This is a genomic window from Tenacibaculum profundicola (assembly GCF_057220795.1).
The window spans coordinates 3,284,303-3,310,802 of sequence record NZ_CM170137.1; the positions used below are offsets into that span (position 1 = coordinate 3,284,303).

Here is a 26,500-nt window from a genome sequence, read left to right on the forward strand (position 1 = left end):
TTAATAAGAAATGAACAAGATATTACAGTATACAATAGTACTAAGTGCAATGATCATTGGTAGCGAAGTATATTCACAGCAAGATCCACAATACACACAATATATGTTTAATACGATGAGTGTGAATCCGGCTTATGTAGGATCAAAAGGTCATAGTGTTATTAATTTATTAGCCCGTACACAATGGATAGGAGTCGATGGAGCCCCCGACACCCAAACTTTAAGTTATGACACACCCTTAGGGTATAGCGGAGTTGGGTTAGGGATTAATCTGGTGAACGATGTGATAGGACCTTCTACAGAAACCTATTTGGATGCCAATGTATCTTATACGGTACGAACAAGTGAAGAAGGTAGCTTGGCTTTTGGGATGAAATTAGGAGGTCGGTTTTTCAATGTAGATTGGAGTAAAGGTATTTACAGAGATAAGGAAGACAATCAGTTATCCCAACCCATTAATAAGTTTTTACCTACCATAGGAGCAGGAGTTTATTATTATAAGTCGAATTGGTATTTAGGGTTGGCAGTTCCTAATGTTTTAAGAACAGATCATTATGACGATTCAAGTAGTGGCGGAAGTGTTGCTACTGAACGTATGCACTATTTTTTAATAGCAGGGTATGTGTTTGATTTGAACGAGCGTGTGAAGTTTAAACCAGCGGTACTGACCAAGATTGTAAGTGGAGCCCCCTTATCGTTGGATGTTTCGGCAAATTTTTTATTTCATGAGAAGTTTCGAGCGGGACTAGCATGGAGATGGGATGATTCAATAAGTGGATTAATAGGATTTCAAGTGGGTAGATCACTTCAAATTGGCTATGCCTATGATTTGACAACGTCAAATTATAGCAATTACAATTCAGGAACGCATGAATTGATGTTGCGATATGAGGTTTTTAAAGGGCATACAATGAAGTCACCGAGGTTTTTTTAAAAGTATAAAATATAAGATATGAAACGAATAATATTAATAGTACTACTATTATTTACTGTAATAGGTTACGGACAGCGCAGGTATGCAGCAGATCGCTATTTTAAGGAATATGCTTATAAGAAGTCGGCAGAATTATATCAACAACTTTATGATAAGGGTGATAGCTCTTATTTAGTCTTGAGTAGGTTAGCAGATTCTTATTATTATACAATATCATTCCAAAAAGCTGAAGAACATTACGAAAAGTTAATGGAACAACATGAAGGTGTTGCCTCTGCGGAACATTTATTCAGGTATTCTCAGGTTTTAAAGAGTAATGGAAAAATAAAAGATTCAGATGATTGGATGCTAAAGTTAAAATCGGTAAAAGGAGATGATAGTCGCGTTGCGGACTTGGAGCATAATAAAGATTATTTTATATCCTATACCAATAGACCAAAGACCTATATTCATATTCATAATGTATCGATTAACACGCAATACTCAGATTTTGGGGGTTTTTTACACGGTGAGTACTTTTATTTTTGGTCAACACGTCCTGACGCAGAAAACAAGAAGTTGTATAAATGGAATAATCAGCCATACTTAAATATTTATAAATCAAAACAACAGGCCTTAGAAGAAAATAAGGTGTTAGATGTAGATGCGGCAGAAAAAATCGTATCGTTAAGTAGCAAGTACCATGAATCTAATGCCGTTATTACCAAAGATGGCAATACCATATATTTTACCAGAGACAACTATAACGAAGATAAAGACAAATTAGTAGGTGATGTGAAGAATATTGCAAATTTAAAGATGTACAAGGCGAAGAAATTACATAACACTTGGGACAATGTACAGGAGTTGCCTTTTAATGATGATGAGTATTCTACTGGTCACCCAGCCTTAAGTTCCGATGAGAAGACATTATATTTTGTATCGGATAGACCTGGAGGATATGGAGGAACAGATTTGTACAAGGTTTCAGTTTTATCAGATGGCAGTTATGGTGAGCCAGAGAATTTGGGTAATGCCATCAATACCGAAGGAAGAGAAATGTTTCCTTTTATAGGTACTGATAATCGACTGTATTTTGCTTCAGACGGTCATTTAGGTTTAGGTGCTTTGGATGTGTTCAAGGTCAAATTAGAAGGTAACGATGTTACAAAGCCAGAGAATCTAGGCTCACCTATAAATGGCCCCTTAGATGATTTTGGATTTGTAATTAATGAAGAACGAACAGCGGGTTACTTTTCATCAAATCGAGAAGGAGGCGTAGGTGATGATGATATTTATAGTTTTAGAATTTATAATTGTAAGGAAGACCTTAATGGATTGATATCAGATGCAAAAACAGGAATGCCAATAGATAACGTAATTGTGCGATTGTTAAATGAAAAGGGAGAATCCGTATCAGAACAGGTAACCAAAAATGATGGAGCCTATAGTTTTAAAGAACTAGATTGTGAAGAGGATTTTGTGGTGGTAGCGTTAAAAGATGATTATAAAATAGTGAAACCACTTAAAGAAACATCTGATGAGAAGAATAAAGCTGGACAGGTAAGTCTAGTATTAGAACCCTTAATAGTAAAGGATTTGATAGTAATCAATCCAATATATTTTGATTTTGATGCCTATACAATTCGACAGGACGCAAAGAATGAATTAGATCATATAGTTAATGTGATGAAAAACCATCCAGATATGATCATCAAAATTGAGTCTCATACTGATAGCAGAGGGTCTAAGAAGTATAACGAATACTTGTCAAGCAAAAGAGCTCATGCTACTAAGAATTATATTATTTCACGAGAAATAAATCCCAAAAGAATATTGAGCGCCATCGGGTATGGTGAGAATAGTTTACTTAATGATTGTGGAGATGGTAATCAACGAAGATGTACTGAAGAGGAACATCAACAAAATAGACGTTCATATTTCTACATAGTGATTGGTGCCGAGAATGTGAAAACAACGTATTAACAATAATGATCTAAATATATCTATGACAATTATTACTCTTTTACCATTTGAATTTACAGTAAATTCAAATGGTAAAAGAGTAATAATTGGAGTTAAGAGCGATAAAAGTTTGTTGTATTGAACAGAAAAGCAGTTAATTCAGAGTTGAAGAAACGCTTTTAGGATACACTCTTTATAAATGTTTTCAGTTTATATAAGGGATACGATCAATATTATTTCAAAGTAGATTGATGTTTTTATCATATAGACTCATGCCGATGGTTATTTGAAACCTTTTAAAGAGTAAAGTGGAATAAAAAGGTAGTTTCAAATTCCAATCGATGTAAAACACAGGTATGACTGCAAGGAAATACTTGTGTAACTGTACCTAAGAATCGGTATAATACGGTCATTTCCATAATATATTTTGAGTCAATAGTAATTTCAACAGGATTAAAATGATACTGATGAATCACTATTGTTAATGATGAAGTTGAATACCAAATCAAGTTCATAGCAATGTTCGTTTTTTTTATTTTTTTTATTGAATATTGATAATAAGGTGTTTATTTGGTGTGGTGAGTTGTTTTGTTTGAAGGAAATCAAATAAACATAACAAAGCCTCTTGGACACAAATACAAGACAAAAAGAACATGATAAACTAGCGTCATAAATTTAAATTGCTTTTTTTACACAAAAATTTGTTAACAAACGTTAATTTCCTATATTCGCAAAGCAACATTGAATCATTTAGAGACAAATAATCATTTAAAAAAGAATGAAAAATATCTCTTTTCTGATGATTAGTTGCAACTACTAACTACTATTACATGTAACGTAAAAAGTTACTCATAAACAACAAATGTTTAGGAGAGGTTTAGGATTTTATACTAATAATCAATCCTTCATGTAGTAGAATATAACATTTTGAGGTTCAAGTTTATACTTTTATCGGTTTTCTGTGCGTGTATAATTTTGTTTAAAAAATGACAATCTTAATCACAGAGACTTGTATGCTTGCTTGATACTTATTAGGGTCGAATTAGTCTTTTTAGGAGGCTGGGTAAAAAAGATTCATAACAATAGGTATAGAGGGAGAATTGTATAACTAAATTGATATACAAGAAATGAAGCCATTTGGGTTAATTAGCTTGAATATTGGTTTTTTGAGTGGGTAATTTTAATCGAATGATACTGGAAGATCACCGTATGTTTTTGACTGTTTGTCCTTTGGGATTAGATAACTGTTAAATAATGTCGAATTTGAGAAAGTATATCCTTTTATTAAATTTAATTAATTCATATATAGTCAGTTATGATGTTACCTCCCTGTCCCCAATTAATAGAAAAGAAAATTAGAACTTATTTTTCAATACTAATTCTTACTTTTCTATTTAGTAGTAATGTGCAAGCACAATTGAGTGACTTACATTACCTTCCGCCTCTTAAGCAAGTTTCTCATGGTATAGCAATTAAAGAACAAGGTATTTATTTGTCGACACCAGAAGTAAGTCCTTTTGATGTCAAAGTATATATAGGGAACTCTACTACTCCTTTTATGACTTTAAATGGCTTATCTAGGAGTAATTCGATTGAAAAACTTTTAGAAATAGGAGATGACGCGCCAACTTTAGTTAGTAATAGTGATACTGGTGTTGTAGTAAGTAATGCCGGGTTGCGTATCGAGGGGCCTCCAGGGAAGAGGTTTTATGTTAATTATAGAGGTAGTACAAATAGTCAAGCTGCTTCTTTGACATCTAAAGGAAGAGCAGCGTTGGGGAAAAGATTTAGATGGGGAGGGATGCCTTTACGATCAAGTAAACATGAAGCGCAATCGGCTACCTTAGGAATAATGGCTACAGAAGATGGTACTACTGTTACCATTTCTGGGTACGACCCGAGTTGTGTCTTTAGAAGAGGTACAGATCCTGACGGGATAACAGATGATAGTATTACAGTTACTTTAAATGAAGGACAATCATACGTACTTGAGGCCAAGAGAGATGAAGAGCCAATTAATGAAGATGGATGGATAGGAGCGCTAGTAGAATCAGATAAAAATATCGTAATTAGTAATGGAGGGATGTTATGTCAAATCTATTATAAGGAAGGTTTTCCGCAGTCTAAGCGAGATGCGGGGATTGACCAGCCCGTTCCTGAAGAAATAATTGGTACAGAATATGTTTTTGTGCGTGGGAATGGAGTAGATGAACTGGAAAGACCAATTATTATTGCTACGAAAGATAATACTTCAATTAGTGTAAATGGAGTAGAGGTCACAACTATAAATGAAGGAGATTATTTTGAAGTATCCGGTACTTATTATTCAGGTTCTCCTTCTGGATCTGGAGATAACATGCTAGTAACAGCAAACGAAAAGATTTATGCATATCAGGCGCTGGGTGGAAGCGCTAATGAGGCTACGGGGGGGCTTAATTTTATTGCTCCGGTTAACTGTTTGCTACCTAGTTCATTAAATAGTATTCCTGATATTGACAATATTGCTGGTAGAACTTTTGTTGATGGAGGTATAACAATAATAGCTTCTACCGATATAAATGACACGGATATCGTGGTGACCGATGAATTTGGTCAAAAAGCACTTCCAACGGCCAAACCAGTAGAAGGAACAGATGCTTGGAAAACATTTTATGTGGCAGGTGTTAAAGGAGATGTCTCAGTTTCTGCAACAGGTCCTATTGCAGTTGGTTTTTTGGGAGCAAATAATAGTGCTGGTGTAGGAGGTTATTTTTCTGGTTTTGATACGGTTCCAGTAGTAAATTTACAAATTACTAACGGAGGCTGTTTACCAGGCGGAACAATTGAGGAAACCACAGGGAGCTTTACTGGGTATCAATGGTATAGTAATAACGAACTCATACCAGGGGCGACTAGCTCTTCATATACACCAGAAAACGATGTTACTTATGCAGATTTATATTTAGCTGTAACAAAAGCTGGTTGTGAGTTTAAGTCCAGTTCTATTAAAGTCTATGGTTGTAGTCCAGATATTGTATTAAGCAAAACGGCAAATAAGACGTCTTACGAACTTGGAGATACAGTCATTTTTACTATAACAGTGGAAAGTAGAGGGATTGATGACGTACATAATTTGGTTATTACAGATAATATTCCCGATGGACTAACTTTAGAGAGCGTATCGACAACCTTTGGTAGTTGGTCTGAACCAAATTGGAATATCGGAACGATGACTTCTGGGCAAAAAGAAGACTTAATAATCACCGCAAAAGTTGATAATGATGTAACTTCTAACTTTATTATTAATCAGATAACCAATACACAAGATCAAATAGATTCTAATAATACACCAGATGATCCTTTTGAAATAATTTTTATAGACAACGACGGAGACAATGTTTACGGCAGCGATGACCTCGATAGTGATAATGATGGAATTTTGGATTGCGCTGAAGTGAATATTGATTCTGCTACCGAGATTGATGATTTATTTGTTTTAGGGGGTAGTGCTTCTAAAGTAAATTCAGGTGAAATACAATTAACTCCCGAAGAAAATAGAAAATCTGGTCGTGCGATTTCAAAGAATAAAATATCTTTTGATAAAGATTTCAAGATTGAATTTGAGGCCTATTTAGGAGCTAGGAATGGTGCAGATGGTATCGCCATTATTTTCCATAATGATCCGCGTGGTTCATCGGCTCAAGGAAATGATGGACCAGGTCTGGGAGCTCAGACTATAAAGAATGGAATTGTTTTAGAAATAGATACGTATAATAATTTAAATGATGGGCTTGTTGCATCTGATATAGCACAGGATCACGGTTCTATTTGGCCATCTGATAACGATGACAATCTTTCCGATATTCTATCACAATCAGTTTCTCTTGGCGAGTTAGAGAATGGTATTTGGTATCCAGTAGAGATAATTTGGGATAGTGAAACTACTACAATCATGTATACCGTAAATGGAATTTTAGCAGGTAGCTATTCAGGCGATGTTGTTACTGATTATTTTGGAGGAGAGAGCTTGGTGTATTTTGGATATACAGCTTCAACAGGAGGATTAAACAATAAACAAAAAATTAGATTTAGTGATTTCTGTAATGATCTGCCCCTTGAAGCAGATTCCGATAACGATGGGATTTTAAATCATTTAGATTTAGATAGCGACAATGATGGCTGTTATGATGTTATAGAATCAGGAGGTATAGATGCAGATAACAATGGAATTCTAGATGGAACTGGTTTTGATAGCAATGGCCAAGTAACAGGAGGAGTAGGAGGTTATAATGGAGTAACAGGAAATGAAATAGAAGCAACAAAGATTCAAATAGATAATCAGCCAAGTAACACTACTGCGTGTTTAGGTGAGAATGTTACTTTTAGTGCGTCAGGATCTTCATTAAGTACTACTAGTTATACAGGCGCAGCACCAACAACCGTTCCTGATTATAGTGGAAGTGTTTCAAATACTGATGGTTTACAATACTTGTGGCAAGAACAAGTTAAAGGAGCAGGGACATGGAATGACTTAAGTGATGGAGGCGTATACAGCAACACGACTACCGCTTCTTTAACGCTTACGAATCCACCATTAAGTGCATCTACCAATAAATACAGGTTAGTATTAACCAGTACAAAGAACTTATGTGAAAGAGTTATAAGTGATGCTGTTACTTTCACTATTGATCCAATGAGTGTAGGGGGAATCATTGCAGGGGGTGCTAGTGTATGTACAGGAACGAATAGTACATCACTAACCTTAAGTGGTCATACAGGAAGTATTGTACGATGGGAAAGTTCAACAGATAACTTTGTAACGGATACAGATATCTCGAATACTACAACGAGTTTAACAGCTACGAACTTAACAGCAACTACTAAATATAGAGCAGTTGTTCAGAATGGAACTTGCTCGGAAGTTCTCTCATCAGTTGCTACCATTACGATAGATCCAATGAGTGTAGGAGGAATCATTGCAGGAGGTGCTAGTGTATGTACAGGAACGAATAGTACAGCACTAAGTTTAAGTGGTCATACGGGAAGTATTGTACGATGGGAAAGTTCAACAGATAACTTTGTAACGGATACAGATATCTCGAATACTACAACGAGTTTAACAGCTACGAATTTAACAGTAACTACTAAATATAGAGCAGTTGTTCAGAATGGAACTTGCTCGGAAGTTCTCTCATCAGTTGCTACCATTGCGGTAGATCCAATGAGTGTAGGAGGAATCATTGCAGGAGGTGCTAGTGTATGTACAGGAACTAATAGTACAGCACTAAGCTTAAGTGGTCATACGGGAAGTATTGTACGATGGGAAAGTTCAACAGATAACTTTGTAACGGATACAGATATCTCGAATACTACAACGAGTTTAACAGCTACGAACTTAACAGCAACCACTAAATATAGAGCGGTTGTTCAAAATGGAGCTTGCTCGGAAGTTCTCTCATCAGTTGCTACCATTACGGTAGACCCAATGAGTGTAGGAGGAATCATTGCAGGAGGTGCTAGTGTATGTACAGGAACTAATAGTACAGCACTAAGCTTAAGTGGTCATACGGGAAGTATTGTACGATGGGAAAGTTCAACAGATAACTTTGTAACGGATACAGATATCTCGAATACTACAACGAGTTTAACAGCTACGAATTTAACAGTAACTACTAAATATAGAGCAGTTGTTCAGAATGGAACTTGCTCGGAAGTTCTCTCATCAGTTGCTACCATTACAGTAGATCCAATGAGTGTAGGAGGAATCATTGCAGGAGGTGCTAGTGTATGTACAGGAACTAATAGTACAGCACTAAGCTTAAGTGGTCATACGGGAAGTATTGTACGATGGGAAAGTTCAACAGATAACTTTGTAACGGATACAGATATCTCGAATATTACAACAAGTTTAACAGCTACGAATTTAACAGTAACTACTAAATATAGAGCAGTTGTTCAGAATGGAACTTGCTCGGAAGTTCTCTCATCAGTTGCTACCATTACAGTAGATCCAATGAGTGTAGGAGGAATCATTGCAGGAGGTGCTAGTGTATGTACAGGAACTAATAGTACAGCACTAAGCTTAAGTGGTCATACGGGAAGTATTGTACGATGGGAAAGTTCAACAGATAACTTTGTAACGGATACAGATATCTCGAATACTACAACAAGTTTAACAGCTACGAATTTAACAGCAACTACTAAATATAGAGCAGTTGTTCAAAATGGAGCTTGTTCTGAAGTTACTTCAAATGAAGCAGTAGTGATAGTGAATGCTGATCCAAGTATAAGTAGTCAACCAACAGCAAACCAAACGTTTTGTGTTGATGGAACAGCAAGTGTGAGTGTAACAGCAGTAGGAGGTGTGAATTTAACCTACCAATGGCAGCATTCGAGCACTAACGGTTCAGGGTTTAGTGATATTGTCGGAGCAACTTCAGCGAATTATTCAGCGCCAACTACTACAGCGGCTACCACCTATTATAGAGTTATAATAACTGATACTACTTCTGGTTGTACTAGCCCAATTACTTCAGATGAAGCAGAAGTAATAGTTTCTAATCCAGTAGCAACCACAAATGACATTTCAGTTTGTTCAGGGACCACTAGTTCGGCAATTAGTTTAACTACAACATCAGGAAAACCAACAACGTATACGATAGATTATGATTCGGTAGCAGAGTCAGAAGGGTTTACAGACATAACAACAGCAGCAAGTTTATCAGGAGCTACATATGCAATTCCATCAGGAGCTCCCTCAGGAACTTATAATGGTGTTTTAAAATATATAGATGTCAATGGTTGTTTAGGTACTGATGATTTTACTATTACAATTAATCCCAAGCCTGTAAATAGTGTTGCCCCAACCGATACGGTTTGTAGTGATGTAGCCTTAAGCCATGATTTAACGACAGATGTAAATTTATCAGGTAGCACCTTTAGTTGGGTTGCTGCGGCAAATTCAAATATTACAGGAGCCACAACAAGTGCCTCAACTGCGACGAGTATCACCGATACATTAACCAATATTAGTGGAAGTGTTCAAACAGTAGTGTATACGATTACCCCAACGAGTTCAGATAACTGTGTTGGTGATTCATACACGTATACAGTAACGGTAGATCCAGAGCCTTTTGTAGCTACAGCCCCAACCGATACGGTTTGTAGTGATGTAGCCTTAAGCCATGATTTAACGACAGATGTAAATTTATCAGGTAGCACCTTTAGTTGGGTTGCTGCGGCAAATTCAAATATTACAGGAGCCACAACAAGTGCCTCAACTGCGACGAGTATTACCGATACATTAACCAATATTAGTGGAAGTGTTCAAACAGTAGTGTATACGATTACCCCAACGAGTTCAGATAACTGTGTTGGTGATTCATACACGTATACAGTAACGGTAAATCCAGAGCCTTTTGTAGCTACAGCCCCAACCGATACGGTTTGTAGTGATGTAGCCTTAAGCCATGATTTAACGACAGATGTAAATTTATCAGGTAGCACCTTTAGTTGGGTTGCTGCGGCAAATTCAAATATTACAGGAGCCACAACAAGTGTCTCAACTGCGACGAGTATTACCGATACATTAACCAATATTAGTGGAAGTGTTCAAACAGTAGTGTATACGATTACCCCAACGAGTTCAGATAACTGTGTTGGTGATTCATACACGTATACAGTAACGGTAAATCCAGAGCCTTTTGTAGCTACAGCCCCAACCGATATGGTTTGTAGTGATGTAGCCTTAAGCCATGATTTAACGACAGATGTAAATTTATCAGGTAGCACCTTTAGTTGGGTTGCTGCGGCAAATTCAAATATTACAGGAGCCACAACAAGTGCCTCAACTGCGACGAGTATTACCGATACATTAACCAATATTAGTGGAAGTGTTCAAACAGTTGTATATACGATTACCCCAACGAGTTCAGATAACTGTGTTGGTGATTCATACACGTATACAGTAACGGTAAATCCAGAGCCTTTTGTAGCTACAGCCCCAACCGATACGGTTTGTAGTGATGTAGCCTTAAGCCATGATTTAACGACAGATGTAAATTTATCAGGTAGCACCTTTAGTTGGGTTGCTGCGGCAAATTCAAATATTACAGGAGCCACAACAAGTGCCTCAACTGCGACGAGTATTACCGATACATTAACCAATATTAGTGGAAGTGTTCAAACAGTAGTGTATACGATTACCCCAACGAGTTCAGATAACTGTGTTGGTGATTCATACACGTATACAGTAACGGTAAATCCAGAGCCTTTTGTAGCTACAGCCCCAACCGATACGGTTTGTAGTGATGTAGCCTTAAGCCATGATTTAACGACAGATGTAAATTTATCAGGTAGCACCTTTAGTTGGGTTGCTGCGGCAAATTCAAATATTACAGGAGCCACAACAAGTGCCTCAACTGCGACGAGTATTACCGATACATTAACCAATATTAGTGGAAGTGTTCAAACAGTTGTATATACGATTACCCCAACGAGTTCAGATAACTGTGTTGGTGATTCATACACGTATACAGTAACGGTAAATCCAGAGCCTTTTGTAGCTACAGCCCCAACCGATACGGTTTGTAGTGATGTAGCCTTAAGCCATGATTTAACGACAGATGTAAATTTATCAGGTAGCACCTTTAGTTGGGTTGCTGCGGCAAATTCAAATATTACAGGAGCCACAACAAGTGCCTCAACTGCGACGAGTATTACCGATACATTAACCAATATTAGTGGAAGTGTTCAAACAGTAGTGTATACGATTACCCCAACGAGTTCAGATAACTGTGTTGGTGATTCATACACGTATACAGTAACGGTAAATCCAGAGCCTTTTGTAGCTACAGCCCCAACCGATACGGTTTGTAGTGATGTAGCCTTAAGCCATGATTTAACGACAGATGTAAATTTATCAGGTAGCACCTTTAGTTGGGTTGCTGCGGCAAATTCAAATATTACAGGAGCCACAACAAGTGTCTCAACGGCGACGAGTATTACCGATACATTAACCAATATTAGTGGAAGTGTTCAAACAGTAGTGTATACGATTACCCCAACGAGTTCAGATAACTGTGTTGGTGATTCATACACGTATACAGTAACGGTAAATCCAGAGCCTTTTGTAGCTACAGCCCCAACCGATACGGTTTGTAGTGATGTAGCCTTAAGCCATGATTTAACGACAGATGTAAATTTATCAGGTAGCACCTTTAGTTGGGTTGCTGCGGCAAATTCAAATATTACAGGAGCCACAACAAGTGCCTCAACTGCGACGAGTATTACCGATACATTAACCAATATTAGTGGAAGTGTTCAAACAGTAGTGTATACGATTACCCCAACGAGTTCAGATAACTGTGTTGGTGATTCATACACGTATACAGTAACGGTAAATCCAGAGCCTTTTGTAGCTACAGCCCCAACCGATACGGTTTGTAGTGATGTAGCCTTAAGCCATGATTTAACGACAGATGTAAATTTATCAGGTAGCACCTTTAGTTGGGTTGCTGCGGCAAATTCAAATATTACAGGAGCCACAACAAGTGCCTCAACTGCGACGAGTATTACCGATACATTAACTAATATTAGTGGAAGTGTTCAAACAGTAGTGTATACGATTACCCCAACGAGTTCAGATAACTGTGTTGGTGATTCATACACGTATACAGTAACGGTAAATCCAGAGCCTTTTGTAGCTACAGCCCCAACCGATACGGTTTGTAGTGATGTAGCCTTAAGCCATGATTTAACGACAGATGTAAATTTATCAGGTAGCACCTTTAGTTGGGTTGCTGCGGCAAATTCAAATATTACAGGAGCCACAACAAGTGTCTCAACGGCGACGAGTATTACCGATACATTAACCAATATTAGTGGAAGTGTTCAAACAGTAGTGTATACGATTACCCCAACGAGTTCAGATAACTGTGTTGGTGATTCATACACGTATACAGTAACGGTAAATCCAGAGCCTTTTGTAGCTACAGCCCCAACCGATACGGTTTGTAGTGATGTAGCCTTAAGCCATGATTTAACGACAGATGTAAATTTATCAGGTAGCACCTTTAGTTGGGTTGCTGCGGCAAATTCAAATATTACAGGAGCCACAACAAGTGCCTCAACTGCGACGAGTATTACCGATACATTAACCAATATTAGTGGAAGTGTTCAAACAGTAGTGTATACGATTACCCCAACGAGTTCAGATAACTGTGTTGGTGATTCATACACGTATACAGTAACGGTAAATCCAGAGCCTTTTGTAGCTACAGCCCCAACCGATACGGTTTGTAGTGATGTAGCCTTAAGCCATGATTTAACGACAGATGTAAATTTATCAGGTAGCACCTTTAGTTGGGTTGCTGCGGCAAATTCAAATATTACAGGAGCCACAACAAGTGCCTCAACTGCGACGAGTATTACCGATACATTAACCAATATTAGTGGAAGTGTTCAAACAGTAGTGTATACGATTACCCCAACGAGTTCAGATAACTGTGTTGGTGATTCATACACGTATACAGTAACGGTAAATCCAGAGCCTTTTGTAGCTACAGCCCCAACCGATACGGTTTGTAGTGATGTAGCCTTAAGCCATGATTTAACGACAGATGTAAATTTATCAGGTAGCACCTTTAGTTGGGTTGCTGCGGCAAATTCAAATATTACAGGAGCCACAACAAGTGCCTCAACTGCGACGAGTATCACCGATACATTAACCAATATTAGTGGAAGTGTTCAAACAGTAGTGTATACGATTACCCCAACGAGTTCAGATAACTGTGTTGGTGATTCATACACGTATACAGTAACGGTAAATCCAGAGCCTTTTGTAGCTACAGCCCCAACCGATACGGTTTGTAGTGATGTAGCCTTAAGCCATGATTTAACGACAGATGTAAATTTATCAGGTAGCACCTTTAGTTGGGTTGCTGCGGCAAATTCAAATATTACAGGAGCCACAACAAGTGCCTCAACTGCGACGAGTATTACCGATACATTAACCAATATTAGTGGAAGTGTTCAAACAGTAGTGTATACGATTACCCCAACGAGTTCAGATAACTGTGTTGGTGATTCATACACGTATACAGTAACGGTAAATCCAGAGCCTTTTGTAGCTACAGCCCCAACCGATACGGTTTGTAGTGATGTAGCCTTAAGCCATGATTTAACGACAGATGTAAATTTATCAGGTAGCACCTTTAGTTGGGTTGCTGCGGCAAATTCAAATATTACAGGAGCCACAACAAGTGCCTCAACTGCGACGAGTATTACCGATACATTAACCAATATTAGTGGAAGTGTTCAAACAGTAGTGTATACGATTACCCCAACGAGTTCAGATAACTGTGTTGGTGATTCATACACGTATACAGTAACGGTAAATCCAGAGCCTTTTGTAGCTACAGCCCCAACCGATACGGTTTGTAGTGATGTAGCCTTAAGCCATGATTTAACGACAGATGTAAATTTATCAGGTAGCACCTTTAGTTGGGTTGCTGCGGCAAATTCAAATATTACAGGAGCCACAACAAGTGTCTCAACTGCGACGAGTATTACCGATACATTAACCAATATTAGTGGAAGTGTTCAAACAGTAGTGTATACGATTACCCCAACGAGTTCAGATAACTGTGTTGGTGATTCATACACGTATACAGTAACGGTAAATCCAGAGCCTTTTGTAGCTACAGCCCCAACCGATACGGTTTGTAGTGATGTAGCCTTAAGCCATGATTTAACGACAGATGTAAATTTATCAGGTAGCACCTTTAGTTGGGTTGCTGCGGCAAATTCAAATATTACAGGAGCCACAACAAGTGCCTCAACTGCGACGAGTATTACCGATACATTAACCAATATTAGTGGAAGTGTTCAAACAGTAGTATATACGATTACCCCAACGAGTTCAGATAACTGTGTTGGTGATTCATACACGTATACAGTAACGGTAAATCCAGAGCCTTTTGTAGCTACAGCCCCAACCGATACGGTTTGTAGTGATGTAGCCTTAAGCCATGATTTAACGACAGATGTAAATTTATCAGGTAGCACCTTTAGTTGGGTTGCTGCGGCAAATTCAAATATTACAGGAGCCACAACAAGTGCCTCAACTGCGACGAGTATTACCGATACATTAACCAATATTAGTGGAAGTGTTCAAACAGTAGTGTATACGATTACCCCAACGAGTTCAGATAACTGTGTTGGTGATTCATACACGTATACAGTAACGGTAAATCCAGAGCCTTTTGTAGCTACAGCCCCAACCGATACGGTTTGTAGTGATGTAGCCTTAAGCCATGATTTAACGACAGATGTAAATTTATCAGGTAGCACCTTTAGTTGGGTTGCTGCGGCAAATTCAAATATTACAGGAGCCACAACAAGTGCCTCAACTGCGACGAGTATTACCGATACATTAACCAATATTAGTGGAAGTGTTCAAACAGTAGTGTATACGATTACCCCAACGAGTTCAGATAACTGTGTTGGTGATTCATACACGTATACAGTAACGGTAAATCCAGAGCCTTTTGTAGCTACAGCCCCAACCGATACGGTTTGTAGTGATGTAGCCTTAAGCCATGATTTAACGACAGATGTAAATTTATCAGGTAGCACCTTTAGTTGGGTTGCTGCGGCAAATTCAAATATTACAGGAGCCACAACAAGTGCCTCAACTGCGACGAGTATTACCGATACATTAACCAATATTAGTGGAAGTGTTCAAACAGTAGTATATACGATTACCCCAACGAGTTCAGATAACTGTGTTGGTGATTCATACACGTATACAGTAACGGTAAATCCAGAGCCTTTTGTAGCTACAGCCCCAACCGATACGGTTTGTAGTGATGTAGCCTTAAGCCATGATTTAACGACAGATGTAAATTTATCAGGTAGCACCTTTAGTTGGGTTGCTGCGGCAAATTCAAATATTACAGGAGCCACAACAAGTGCCTCAACTGCGACGAGTATTACCGATACATTAACCAATATTAGTGGAAGTGTTCAAACAGTAGTGTATACGATTACCCCAACGAGTTCAGATAACTGTGTTGGTGATTCATACACGTATACAGTAACGGTAAATCCAGAGCCTTTTGTAGCTACAGCCCCAACCGATACGGTTTGTAGTGATGTAGCCTTAAGCCATGATTTAACGACAGATGTAAATTTATCAGGTAGCACCTTTAGTTGGGTTGCTGCGGCAAATTCAAATATTACAGGAGCCACAACAAGTGCCTCAACTGCGACGAGTATTACCGATACATTAACCAATATTAGTGGAAGTGTTCAAACAGTAGTGTATACGATTACCCCAACGAGTTCAGATAACTGTGTTGGTGATTCATACACGTATACAGTAACGGTAAATCCAGAGCCTTTTGTAGCTACAGCCCCAACCGATACGGTTTGTAGTGATGTAGCCTTAAGCCATGATTTAACGACAGATGTAAATTTATCAGGTAGCACCTTTAGTTGGGTTGCTGCGGCAAATTCAAATATTACAGGAGCCACAACAAGTGCCTCAACTGCGACGAGTATTACCGATACATTAACCAATATTAGTGGAAGTGTTCAAACAGTAGTGTATACGATTACCCCAACGAGTTCAGATAACTGTGTTGGTGATTCATACACGTATACAGTAACGGTAAATCCAGAGCCTTTTGTAGCTACAGCCCCAACCGATACGGTTTGTAGTGATGTAGCCTTAAGCCATGATTTAACGACAGATGTAAATTTATCAGGTAGCACCTTTAGTTGGGTTGCTGCGGCAAATTCAAATATTACAGGAGCCACAACAAGTGCCTCAACTGCGACGAGTATTACCGATACATTAACTAATATTAGTGGAAGTGTTCAAACAGTAGTGTATACGATTACCCCAACGAGTTCAGATAACTGTGTTGGTGATTCATACACGTATACAGTAACGGTAAATCCAGAGCCTTTTGTAGCTACAGCCCCAACCGATACGGTTTGTAGTGATGTAGCCTTAAGCCATGATTTAACGACAGATGTAAATTTATCAGGTAGCACCTTTAGTTGGGTTGCTGCGGCAAATTCAAATATTACAGGAGCCACAACAAGTGTCTCAACGGCGACGAGTATTACCGATACATTAACCAATATTAGTGGAAGTGTTCAAACAGTAGTGTATACGATTACCCCAACGAGTTCAGATAACTGTGTTGGTGATTCATACACGTATACGGTAACGGTAAATCCAGAGCCTTTTGTAGCTACAGCCCCAACCGATACGGTTTGTAGTGATGTAGCCTTAAGCCATGATTTAACGACAGATGTAAACGTATCAGGTAGCACCTTTAGTTGGGTTGCTGCGGCAAATTCAAATATTACAGGAGCCACAACAAGTGCCTCAACTGCGACGAGTATTACCGATACATTAACCAATATTAGTGGAAGTGTTCAAACAGTAGTGTATACGATTACCCCAACGAGTTCAGATAACTGTGTTGGTGATTCATACACGTATACAGTAACGGTAAATCCAGAGCCTTTTGTAGCTACAGCCCCAACCGATACGGTTTGTAGTGATGTAGCCTTAAGCCATGATTTAACGACAGATGTAAATTTATCAGGTAGCACCTTTAGTTGGGTTGCTGCGGCAAATTCAAATATTACAGGAGCCACAACAAGTGCCTCAACTGCGACGAGTATTACCGATACATTAACCAATATTAGTGGAAGTGTTCAAACAGTAGTGTATACGATTACCCCAACGAGTTCAGATAACTGTGTTGGTGATTCATACACGTATACAGTAACGGTAAATCCAGAGCCTTTTGTAGCTACAGCCCCAACCGATACGGTTTGTAGTGATGTAGCCTTAAGCCATGATTTAACGACAGATGTAAATTTATCAGGTAGCACCTTTAGTTGGGTTGCTGCGGCAAATTCAAATATTACAGGAGCCACAACAAGTGCCTCAACTGCGACGAGTATTACCGATACATTAACCAATATTAGTGGAAGTGTTCAAACAGTAGTGTATACGATTACCCCAACGAGTTCAGATAACTGTGTTGGTGATTCATACACGTATACAGTAACGGTAAATCCAGAGCCTTTTGTAGCTACAGCCCCAACCGATACGGTTTGTAGTGATGTAGCCTTAAGCCATGATTTAACGACAGATGTAAATTTATCAGGTAGCACCTTTAGTTGGGTTGCTGCGGCAAATTCAAATATTACAGGAGCCACAACAAGTGCCTCAACTGCGACGAGTATTACCGATACATTAACCAATATTAGTGGAAGTGTTCAAACAGTAGTGTATACGATTACCCCAACGAGTTCAGATAACTGTGTTGGTGATTCATACACGTATACAGTAACGGTAAATCCAGAGCCTTTTGTAGCTACAGCCCCAACCGATACGGTTTGTAGTGATGTAGCCTTAAGCCATGATTTAACGACAGATGTAAATTTATCAGGTAGCACCTTTAGTTGGGTTGCTGCGGCAAATTCAAATATTACAGGAGCCACAACAAGTGCCTCAACTGCGACGAGTATTACCGATACATTAACCAATATTAGTGGAAGTGTTCAAACAGTAGTGTATACGATTACCCCAACGAGTTCAGATAACTGTGTTGGTGATTCATACACGTATACAGTAACGGTAAATCCAGAGCCTTTTGTAGCTACAGCCCCAACCGATACGGTTTGTAGTGATGTAGCCTTAAGCCATGATTTAACGACAGATGTAAATTTATCAGGTAGCACCTTTAGTTGGGTTGCTGCGGCAAATTCAAATATTACAGGAGCCACAACAAGTGCCTCAACTGCGACGAGTATTACCGATACATTAACCAATATTAGTGGAAGTGTTCAAACAGTAGTGTATACGATTACCCCAACGAGTTCAGATAACTGTGTTGGTGATTCATACACGTATACAGTAACGGTAAATCCAGAGCCTTTTGTAGCTACAGCCCCAACCGATACGGTTTGTAGTGATGTAGCCTTAAGCCATGATTTAACGACAGATGTAAATTTATCAGGTAGCACCTTTAGTTGGGTTGCTGCGGCAAATTCAAATATTACAGGAGCCACAACAAGTGCCTCAACTGCGACGAGTATCACCGATACATTAACCAATATTAGTGGAAGTGTTCAAACAGTAGTGTATACGATTACCCCAACGAGTTCAGATAACTGTGTTGGTGATTCATACACGTATACAGTAACGGTAAATCCAGAGCCTTTTGTAGCTACAGCCCCAACCGATACGGTTTGTAGTGATGTAGCCTTAAGCCATGATTTAACGACAGATGTAAATTTATCAGGTAGCACCTTTAGTTGGGTTGCTGCGGTAAATTCAAATATTACAGGAGCCACAACAAGTGCCTCAACTGCGACGAGTATTACCGATACATTAACCAATATTAGTGGAAGTGTTCAAACAGTTGTATATACGATTACCCCAACGAGTTCAGATAACTGTGTTGGTGATTCATACACGTATACAGTAACGGTAAATCCAGAGCCTTTTGTAGCTACAGCCCCAACCGATACGGTTTGTAGTGATGTAGCCTTAAGCCATGATTTAACGACAGATGTAAATTTATCAGGTAGCACCTTTAGTTGGGTTGCTGCGGCAAATTCAAATATTACAGGAGCCACAACAAGTGCCTCAACTGCGACGAGTATTACCGATACATTAACCAATATTAGTGGAAGTGTTCAAACAGTAGTGTATACGATTACCCCAACGAGTTCAGATAACTGTGTTGGTGATTCATACACGTATACAGTAACGGTAAATCCAGAGCCTTTTGTAGCTACAGCCCCAACCGATACGGTTTGTAGTGATGTAGCCTTAAGCCATGATTTAACGACAGATGTAAATTTATCAGGTAGCACCTTTAGTTGGGTTGCTGCGGCAAATTCAAATATTACAGGAGCCACAACAAGTGCCTCAACTGCGACGAGTATTACCGATACATTAACCAATATTAGTGGAAGTGTTCAAACAGTAGTGTATACGATTACCCCAACGAGTTCAGATAACTGTGTTGGTGATTCATACACGTATACAGTAACGGTAAATCCAGAGCCTTTTGTAGCTACAGCCCCAACCGATACGGTTTGTAGTGATGTAGCCTTAAGCCATGATTTAACGACAGATGTAAATTTATCAGGTAGCACCTTTAGTTGGGTTGCTGCGGCAAATTCAAATATTACAGGAGCCACAACAAGTGTCTCAACTGCGACGAGTATTACCGATACATTAACCAATATTAGTGGAAGTGTTCAAACAGTAGTGTATACGATTACCCCAACGAGTTCAGATAACTGTGTTGGTGATTCATACACGTATACAGTAACGGTAAATCCAGAGCCTTTTGTAGCTACAGCCCCAACCGATACGGTTTGTAGTGATGTAGCCTTAAGCCATGATTTAACGACAGATGTAAATTTATCAGGTAGCACCTTTAGTTGGGTTGCTGCGGCAAATTCAAATATTACAGGAGCCACAACAAGTGCCTCAACTGCGACGAGTATTACCGATACATTAACCAATATTAGTGGAAGTGTTCAAACAGTAGTGTATACGATTACCCCAACGAGTTCAGATAACTGTGTTGGTGATTCATACACGTATACAGTAACGGTAAATCCAGAGCCTTTTGTAGCTACAGCCCCAACCGATACGGTTTGTAGTGATGTAGCCTTAAGCCATGATTTAACGACAGATGTAAATTTATCAGGTAGCACCTTTAGTTGGGTTGCTGCGGCAAATTCAAATATTACAGGAGCCACAACAAGTGCCTCAACTGCGACGAGTATTACCGATACATTAACCAATATTAGTGGAAGTGTTCAAACAGTAGTGTATACGATTACCCCAACGAGTTCAGATAACTGTGTTGGTGATTCATACACGTATACAGTAACGGTAAATCCAGAGCCTTTTGTGGCTACAGCCCCAACCGATACGGTTTGTAGTGATGTAGCCTTAAGCCATGATTTAACGACAGATGTAAATTTATCAGGTAGCACCTTTAGTTGGGTTGCTGCGGCAAATTCAAATATTACAGGAGCCACAACAAGTGCCTCAACTGCGACGAGTATTACCGATACATTAACCAATATTAGTGGAAGTGTTCAAACAGTAGTGTATACGATTACCCCAACGAGTTCAGATAACTGTGTTGGTGATTCATACACGTATACAGTAACGGTAAATCCAGAGCCTTTTGTAGCTACAGCCCCAACCGATACGGTTTGTAGTGATGTAGCCTTAAGCCATGATTTAACGACAGATGTAAATTTATCAGGTAGCACCTTTAGTTGGGTTGCTGCGGCAAATTCAAATATTACAGGAGCCACAACAAGTGCCTCAACTGCGACGAGTATTACCGATACATTAACCAATATTAGTGGAAGTGTTCAAACAGTAGTGTATACGATTACCCCAACGAGTTCAGATAACTGTGTTGGTGATTCATACACGTATACGGTAACGGTAAATCCAGAGCCTTTTGTAGCTACAGCCCCAACCGATACGGTTTGTAGTGATGTAGCCTTAAGCCATGATTTAACGACAGATGTAAACGTATCAGGTAGCACCTTTAGTTGGGTTGCTGCGGCAAATTCAAATATTACAGGAGCCACAACAAGTGCCTCAACTGCAACGAGTATTACCGATACATTAACCAATATTAGTGGAAGTGTTCAAACAGTAGTGTATACGATTACCCCAACGAGTTCAGATAACTGTGTTGGTGATTCATACACGTATACAGTAACGGTAAATCCAGAGCCTTTTGTAGCTACAGCCCCAACCGATACGGTTTGTAGTGATGTAGCCTTAAGCCATGATTTAACGACAGATGTAAATTTATCAGGTAGCACCTTTAGTTGGGTTGCTGCGGCAAATTCAAATATTACAGGAGCCACAACAAGTGCCTCAACTGCGACGAGTATTACCGATACATTAACCAATATTAGTGGAAGTGTTCAAACAGTAGTGTATACGATTACCCCAACGAGTTCAGATAACTGTGTTGGTGATTCATACACGTATACAGTAACAGTTGACCCTTTACCAACTATTAGTATTAATGATACCATGGTGGTTGAAGGAGATGTTGCAAATTTTACAGTTTCTATAAGTCAAGCAATATCTTGTGATATAACTTTTGAAGTAAATACAAGTAATGGAACAGCATTAGCTGGAAGTGATTATATCGCTCATAATGTTAGTTACACAATACCTGCAGGTAGTACCACTGTTATCATTCCTATTACAACGATAGATAATAATGTATATGAAACAGATGAACAATATACCGTTACCTTAAGTAATGTATCTACTCCTTACATGTCTATTACGATGAGTGATTTTGAAGGAATTGGGACAATTACAGATAATGATGTCAATGACGTTTGTCTACCAGATGCAACGGATACGGATGGCGATGGTGTATGTGATATAGTTGATCCTAATCCAACAGATCCTTGTATTCCTGATAATACGGATGCAGATGGTGATGGTGTTTGTGATACGATTGATCCCAATCCTACCGATCCATGTATTCCTAATGGAGCAGATAGTGATGGCGATGGTATTTGTGATACGATAGACCCTGGTCCTACCGATCCTTGTATACCAGATAATACAGATGCGGATGGCGATGGCGTTTGTGATACGATAGACCCTAACCCTACCGATCCCTGCATACCAAACAGTAAGGATAGTGATGGTGACGGTGTTTGTGATACAGTAGACCCAGGTCCTAGTGATCCATGTAATCCTAATGGAGTAGATGCAGATGGTGATGGTGTTTGTGATACGATAGATCCCGATCCTACCGACCCCTGCATACCAAATGGTATGGATAGTGATGGAGATGGATATTGTGATGTGGTAGACCCTGGTCCTACGGATCCCTGTGTACCCGATAATACAGATACGGATGGTGATGGTGTTTGTGATACGATAGATCCCAATCCTACTGACCCATGTTTACCAGATGGGACGGATGCCGATGGTGATGGTATTTGTGATACAGTTGACCCAGAAGTCACGAATTTGTGTACGGAAGATGATTTAGATACCGATGGTGATGGTATCTGTGATAGTATAGATCCAGGCCCTACGGATCCTTGTATTCCAAATTCAACGGATAGTGATGGTGATGGTGTTTGTGATACAGTAGACCCAGGCCCTAGTGATCCATGTAATCCTAATGGAGTAGATTCAGATGGTGATGGTATTTGTGATAGTATAGATCCAGGTCCTAACGATCCTTGTGTTCCAAATGCAACGGATACCGATGGTGATGGTGTTTGCGATAGTATAGATCCCGGACCTAATGATCCTTGTAACCCAAATGGGGCAGATTCAGATGGTGATGGTGTCTGTGATATAGTAGATCCTAATCCAACAGACCCTTGTATACCAAATGCAACGGATGCTGATGGCGACGGTGTATGCGACAGTATAGATCCTGATCCTAGTGATCCATGTAATCCTAATGGAGCAGATTCAGATGGTGATGGGTATTGTGATATAATAGATCCTGATCCAACCGATCCCTGTATTCCAGATGCAACAGATTCAGATGGTGATGGTATTTGTGATAGTATTGATCCAGATCCGAGTAATGAATGTGATCCAGATTCAGCAGATGCCGATGGTGATGGCGTTTGTGACAGTATAGATCCTGATCCTACTGACCCATGTATCCCAAATGGTTCGGATGCCGATGGTGATGGTGTTTGTGATAGTATTGATCCCGACCCAATGAATCCTTGTGTTCCAGATGCAACAGATGTAGATGGTGATGGTATTTGTGATACGGTTGATCCCGATGTAACAGATCCATGCCCAGTTGGGGCTTCCGATAGTGATGGTGACGGTGTATGCGACAGTATAGATCCCGATCCTACTGATCCATGTAATCCTAATGGAGCAGATTCAGATGGTGATGGTGTTTGTGATACGGTAGATCCTGATCCTAGTGATCCATGTAATCCCAATGGAGCAGATGCCGATGGTGACGGTGTTTGTGATACGGTAGATCCTGACCCAACAGATCCATGTATTCCAAATGCAACGGATGCCGATGGTGATGGTGTCTGTGATACGGTAGATCCCGATGTAACAGATTCATGCTCACCAGATGCAACAGATAGTGATGGTGATGGTATCTGCGATGCTATAGATCCCGACCCAGCCGATCCCTGTAATCCAAATAGTAATGACGAAGATATGGATGGTGTTTGTGATACGGTAGATCCTGACCCGACAGATCCATGTAACCCTAACAATATAGATAATGACGGTGATGGTGTCTGTGATACGGTAGATCCTGATCCAACTGATCCATGTATTCCAAATGCAACGGATGCCGATGGTGATGGTGTCTGTGATACGGTAGATCCTGACCCGACAGATCCTTGTAATCCAAACAGTAATGACGAAGATATGGATGGTGTTTGTGATATTATAGATCCTGACCCAACAGATCCTTGTATCCCTAATGCAACAGATATAGATAATGATGGTGTTTGTGACAGTATAGATCCTGATCCAACCGATCCGTGTAATCCTAACAATACCGATACAGATTCAGATGGTGTGTGTGATGTTATTGATCCTGACCCGACAGATCCCTGTATCCCGAATCCTTTTGCAATTCCTACAGGTGATTGTGATGGGGATGGTATTTCTAATGGCGCTGAGTATGATGTCGATGGGGATGGTAATGGTCCGGATGATTCGGATAATGACGGTGTTATCGATGTTTTTGACACCGATGATGATGGCGATGGTATTCCAACAAGCGAAGAAATAGGAACAGACCCTAGTGATCCAACAGATACTGATGGTGATGGTACTCCAGATTATTTAGATTTAGATAGTGATAATGATGGTATTTCTGATTTAGTAGAAGGTGGCACCGATGGTGGTTTAGATACCAACAATGATGGTGTTATAGATAATCAAACGGATAGTGATGGAGATGGATTGCCAGATTCAGTAGATTCAGACAATGGCGGTACACCAGCAGATATACCAGATACTGATGGTGATGGTACTCCAGATTATCAAGATTTAGATAGTGATAACGATGGAATAAATGATGTAGAGGAAGCAGGAGGACCCGATGCAGATGGTGATGGTCAGATAGACACGAATGATTTAGTAGACGGCGATAATTTACCAGATAGTGATGGTAATGGTATACCAGATGTAGTAGAACCAAACAATTCGGATTTACCAGGGAATTTAGACGCAGATGGTGATGGTGTCATAGATGATAATACCGATAGTGATGGTGATGGTATCCCAGATTCAGTAGATGGCTTAAACGGCTTTGGTGATGAAGAACAGGTTGATAGTGATGGTGATGGTATCCCAGATATATACGATTTAGATGATGACAATGATGGTGTTTTAGATAGCGTTGAAGAAAATGGAGATCCAAATAGAGATACCGATGGAGATGGTATTGTAGACCGATTGGATTTAGATAGTGATGGTGATGGTATTTTAGATTTAGAAGAAAGTGGTCAGGATGTAAGTGTAGTGGATACCGATGGCGATGGCGTACTGGATAGCACGGTAGATAATGACAATGATGGGATTATGGATGCAGCTGATGTCGATGATACAGATATTGCAGCAGGAGGAACAACTGATCCAGTTGATACTGATGGTGATGGTAGTCCAGATTTCCAAGATGTAGATAGTGATAATGATGGTATTTCTGATTTAGTAGAAGGTGGTACCGATGCATCATTAGATTTTGACAATGACGGTGTTATAGATGATCAGATGGAAGATTCCGATGGTGATGGAATAGCAGATGTAGTTGATCCAGACAATGACGGTACACCAGCAGATACGCCAGATAGTGATGGTGATGGCATTCCAGATTATTTAGATTTAGATAGTGATGGTGATGGTGTTAATGATGTAATAGAGGTTGGAGGAACTGATAGTGATGGTGATGGAGAGGTCGATTCAGGAGATTTGGTAGATGGAGATGATCTTACCGATACCGATGGTGATGGAACTCCCGATTATCAGGATGATGATGATGATGGTGATGGTGTTTTAACCGCAGAAGAAGATATTGATGGAGATGGAGATTCAACCAATGACGACAATGATGGCGATGGTATCCCAAATTATTTAGATAGTGATGATGATGGTGATGATATACCTACGGCAGATGAGAATGCTGATTTTAATGGTGATGGTATCCCAGATGATTCCTTAGATACTGATGAAGATGGTATCCCTGATTATTTAGATAAAGATACTTTAAGCTGTTTATCAGTATATAATGAATTTACACCCAATAATGACGGTTATAACGACACCTTGGTGATATCTTGTATAAAAAACGATCAGTATAAGAACAATCGATTAGAAATATATAATCGTTGGGGTAATATAGTGTACAGTAAAAACAGGTATGATAATAGTTGGGATGGTACGTCTAATGGTCGTTTTAATGTTCAGACAGATAAGCAATTACCTTCAGGGACTTATTATTATGTCTTAGATTTAGGAGATGGTAGCAAACCTAAAATAGGTTGGATATATATCAACAGAGATTAATCGCAAAATTTGTA

At 39.4% G+C, this 26,500-nt stretch carries 4 protein-coding genes; 3 read left to right on the top strand and 1 reads right to left on the bottom strand.

The window, feature by feature from the left end; all coding sequences use genetic code 11:
• Nucleotides 1–10: 10 nt before the first annotated feature.
• Entirely contained in the window at nt 11–934 is a 924-nt protein-coding gene (locus AC2TDS_RS13870; protein ID WP_484736174.1) for a PorP/SprF family type IX secretion system membrane protein, read from the top strand.
• Between the two features lie 18 nt (nt 935–952).
• Nucleotides 953–2,899 (top strand): OmpA family protein, encoded by a 1,947-nt coding sequence (locus AC2TDS_RS13875; RefSeq protein ID WP_484736175.1) that lies wholly within the window; start codon nt 953–955, stop codon nt 2,897–2,899.
• Between the two features lie 275 nt (nt 2,900–3,174).
• Here AC2TDS_RS13875 and AC2TDS_RS13880 read toward each other — a convergent pair whose 3' ends face one another.
• Nucleotides 3,175–3,393 (bottom strand): hypothetical protein, encoded by a 219-nt coding sequence (locus AC2TDS_RS13880; protein WP_484736176.1) that lies wholly within the window; start codon nt 3,391–3,393, stop codon nt 3,175–3,177.
• Nucleotides 3,394–4,193: 800 nt separating this feature from the next.
• Here AC2TDS_RS13880 and AC2TDS_RS13885 point away from each other — a divergent pair.
• Nucleotides 4,194–26,486, top strand: coding sequence for a PKD-like domain-containing protein (locus AC2TDS_RS13885; RefSeq protein ID WP_484736177.1), 22,293 nt, complete (start codon nt 4,194–4,196; stop codon nt 26,484–26,486).
• Nucleotides 26,487–26,500: the final 14 nt, after the last annotated feature.

Excerpts from the sequence above, each read along its gene's own strand:
- AC2TDS_RS13870 (WP_484736174.1), top strand. The coding sequence starts at position 11 with ATGAACAAGATATTACAGTATACAATAGTACTAAGTGCAATGATCATT.
- AC2TDS_RS13875 (WP_484736175.1), top strand. The coding sequence starts at position 953 with ATGAAACGAATAATATTAATAGTACTACTATTATTTACTGTAATAGGT.
- AC2TDS_RS13880 (WP_484736176.1), bottom strand. The coding sequence starts at position 3,393 with ATGAACTTGATTTGGTATTCAACTTCATCATTAACAATAGTGATTCAT.
- AC2TDS_RS13885 (WP_484736177.1), top strand. The coding sequence starts at position 4,194 with ATGATGTTACCTCCCTGTCCCCAATTAATAGAAAAGAAAATTAGAACT.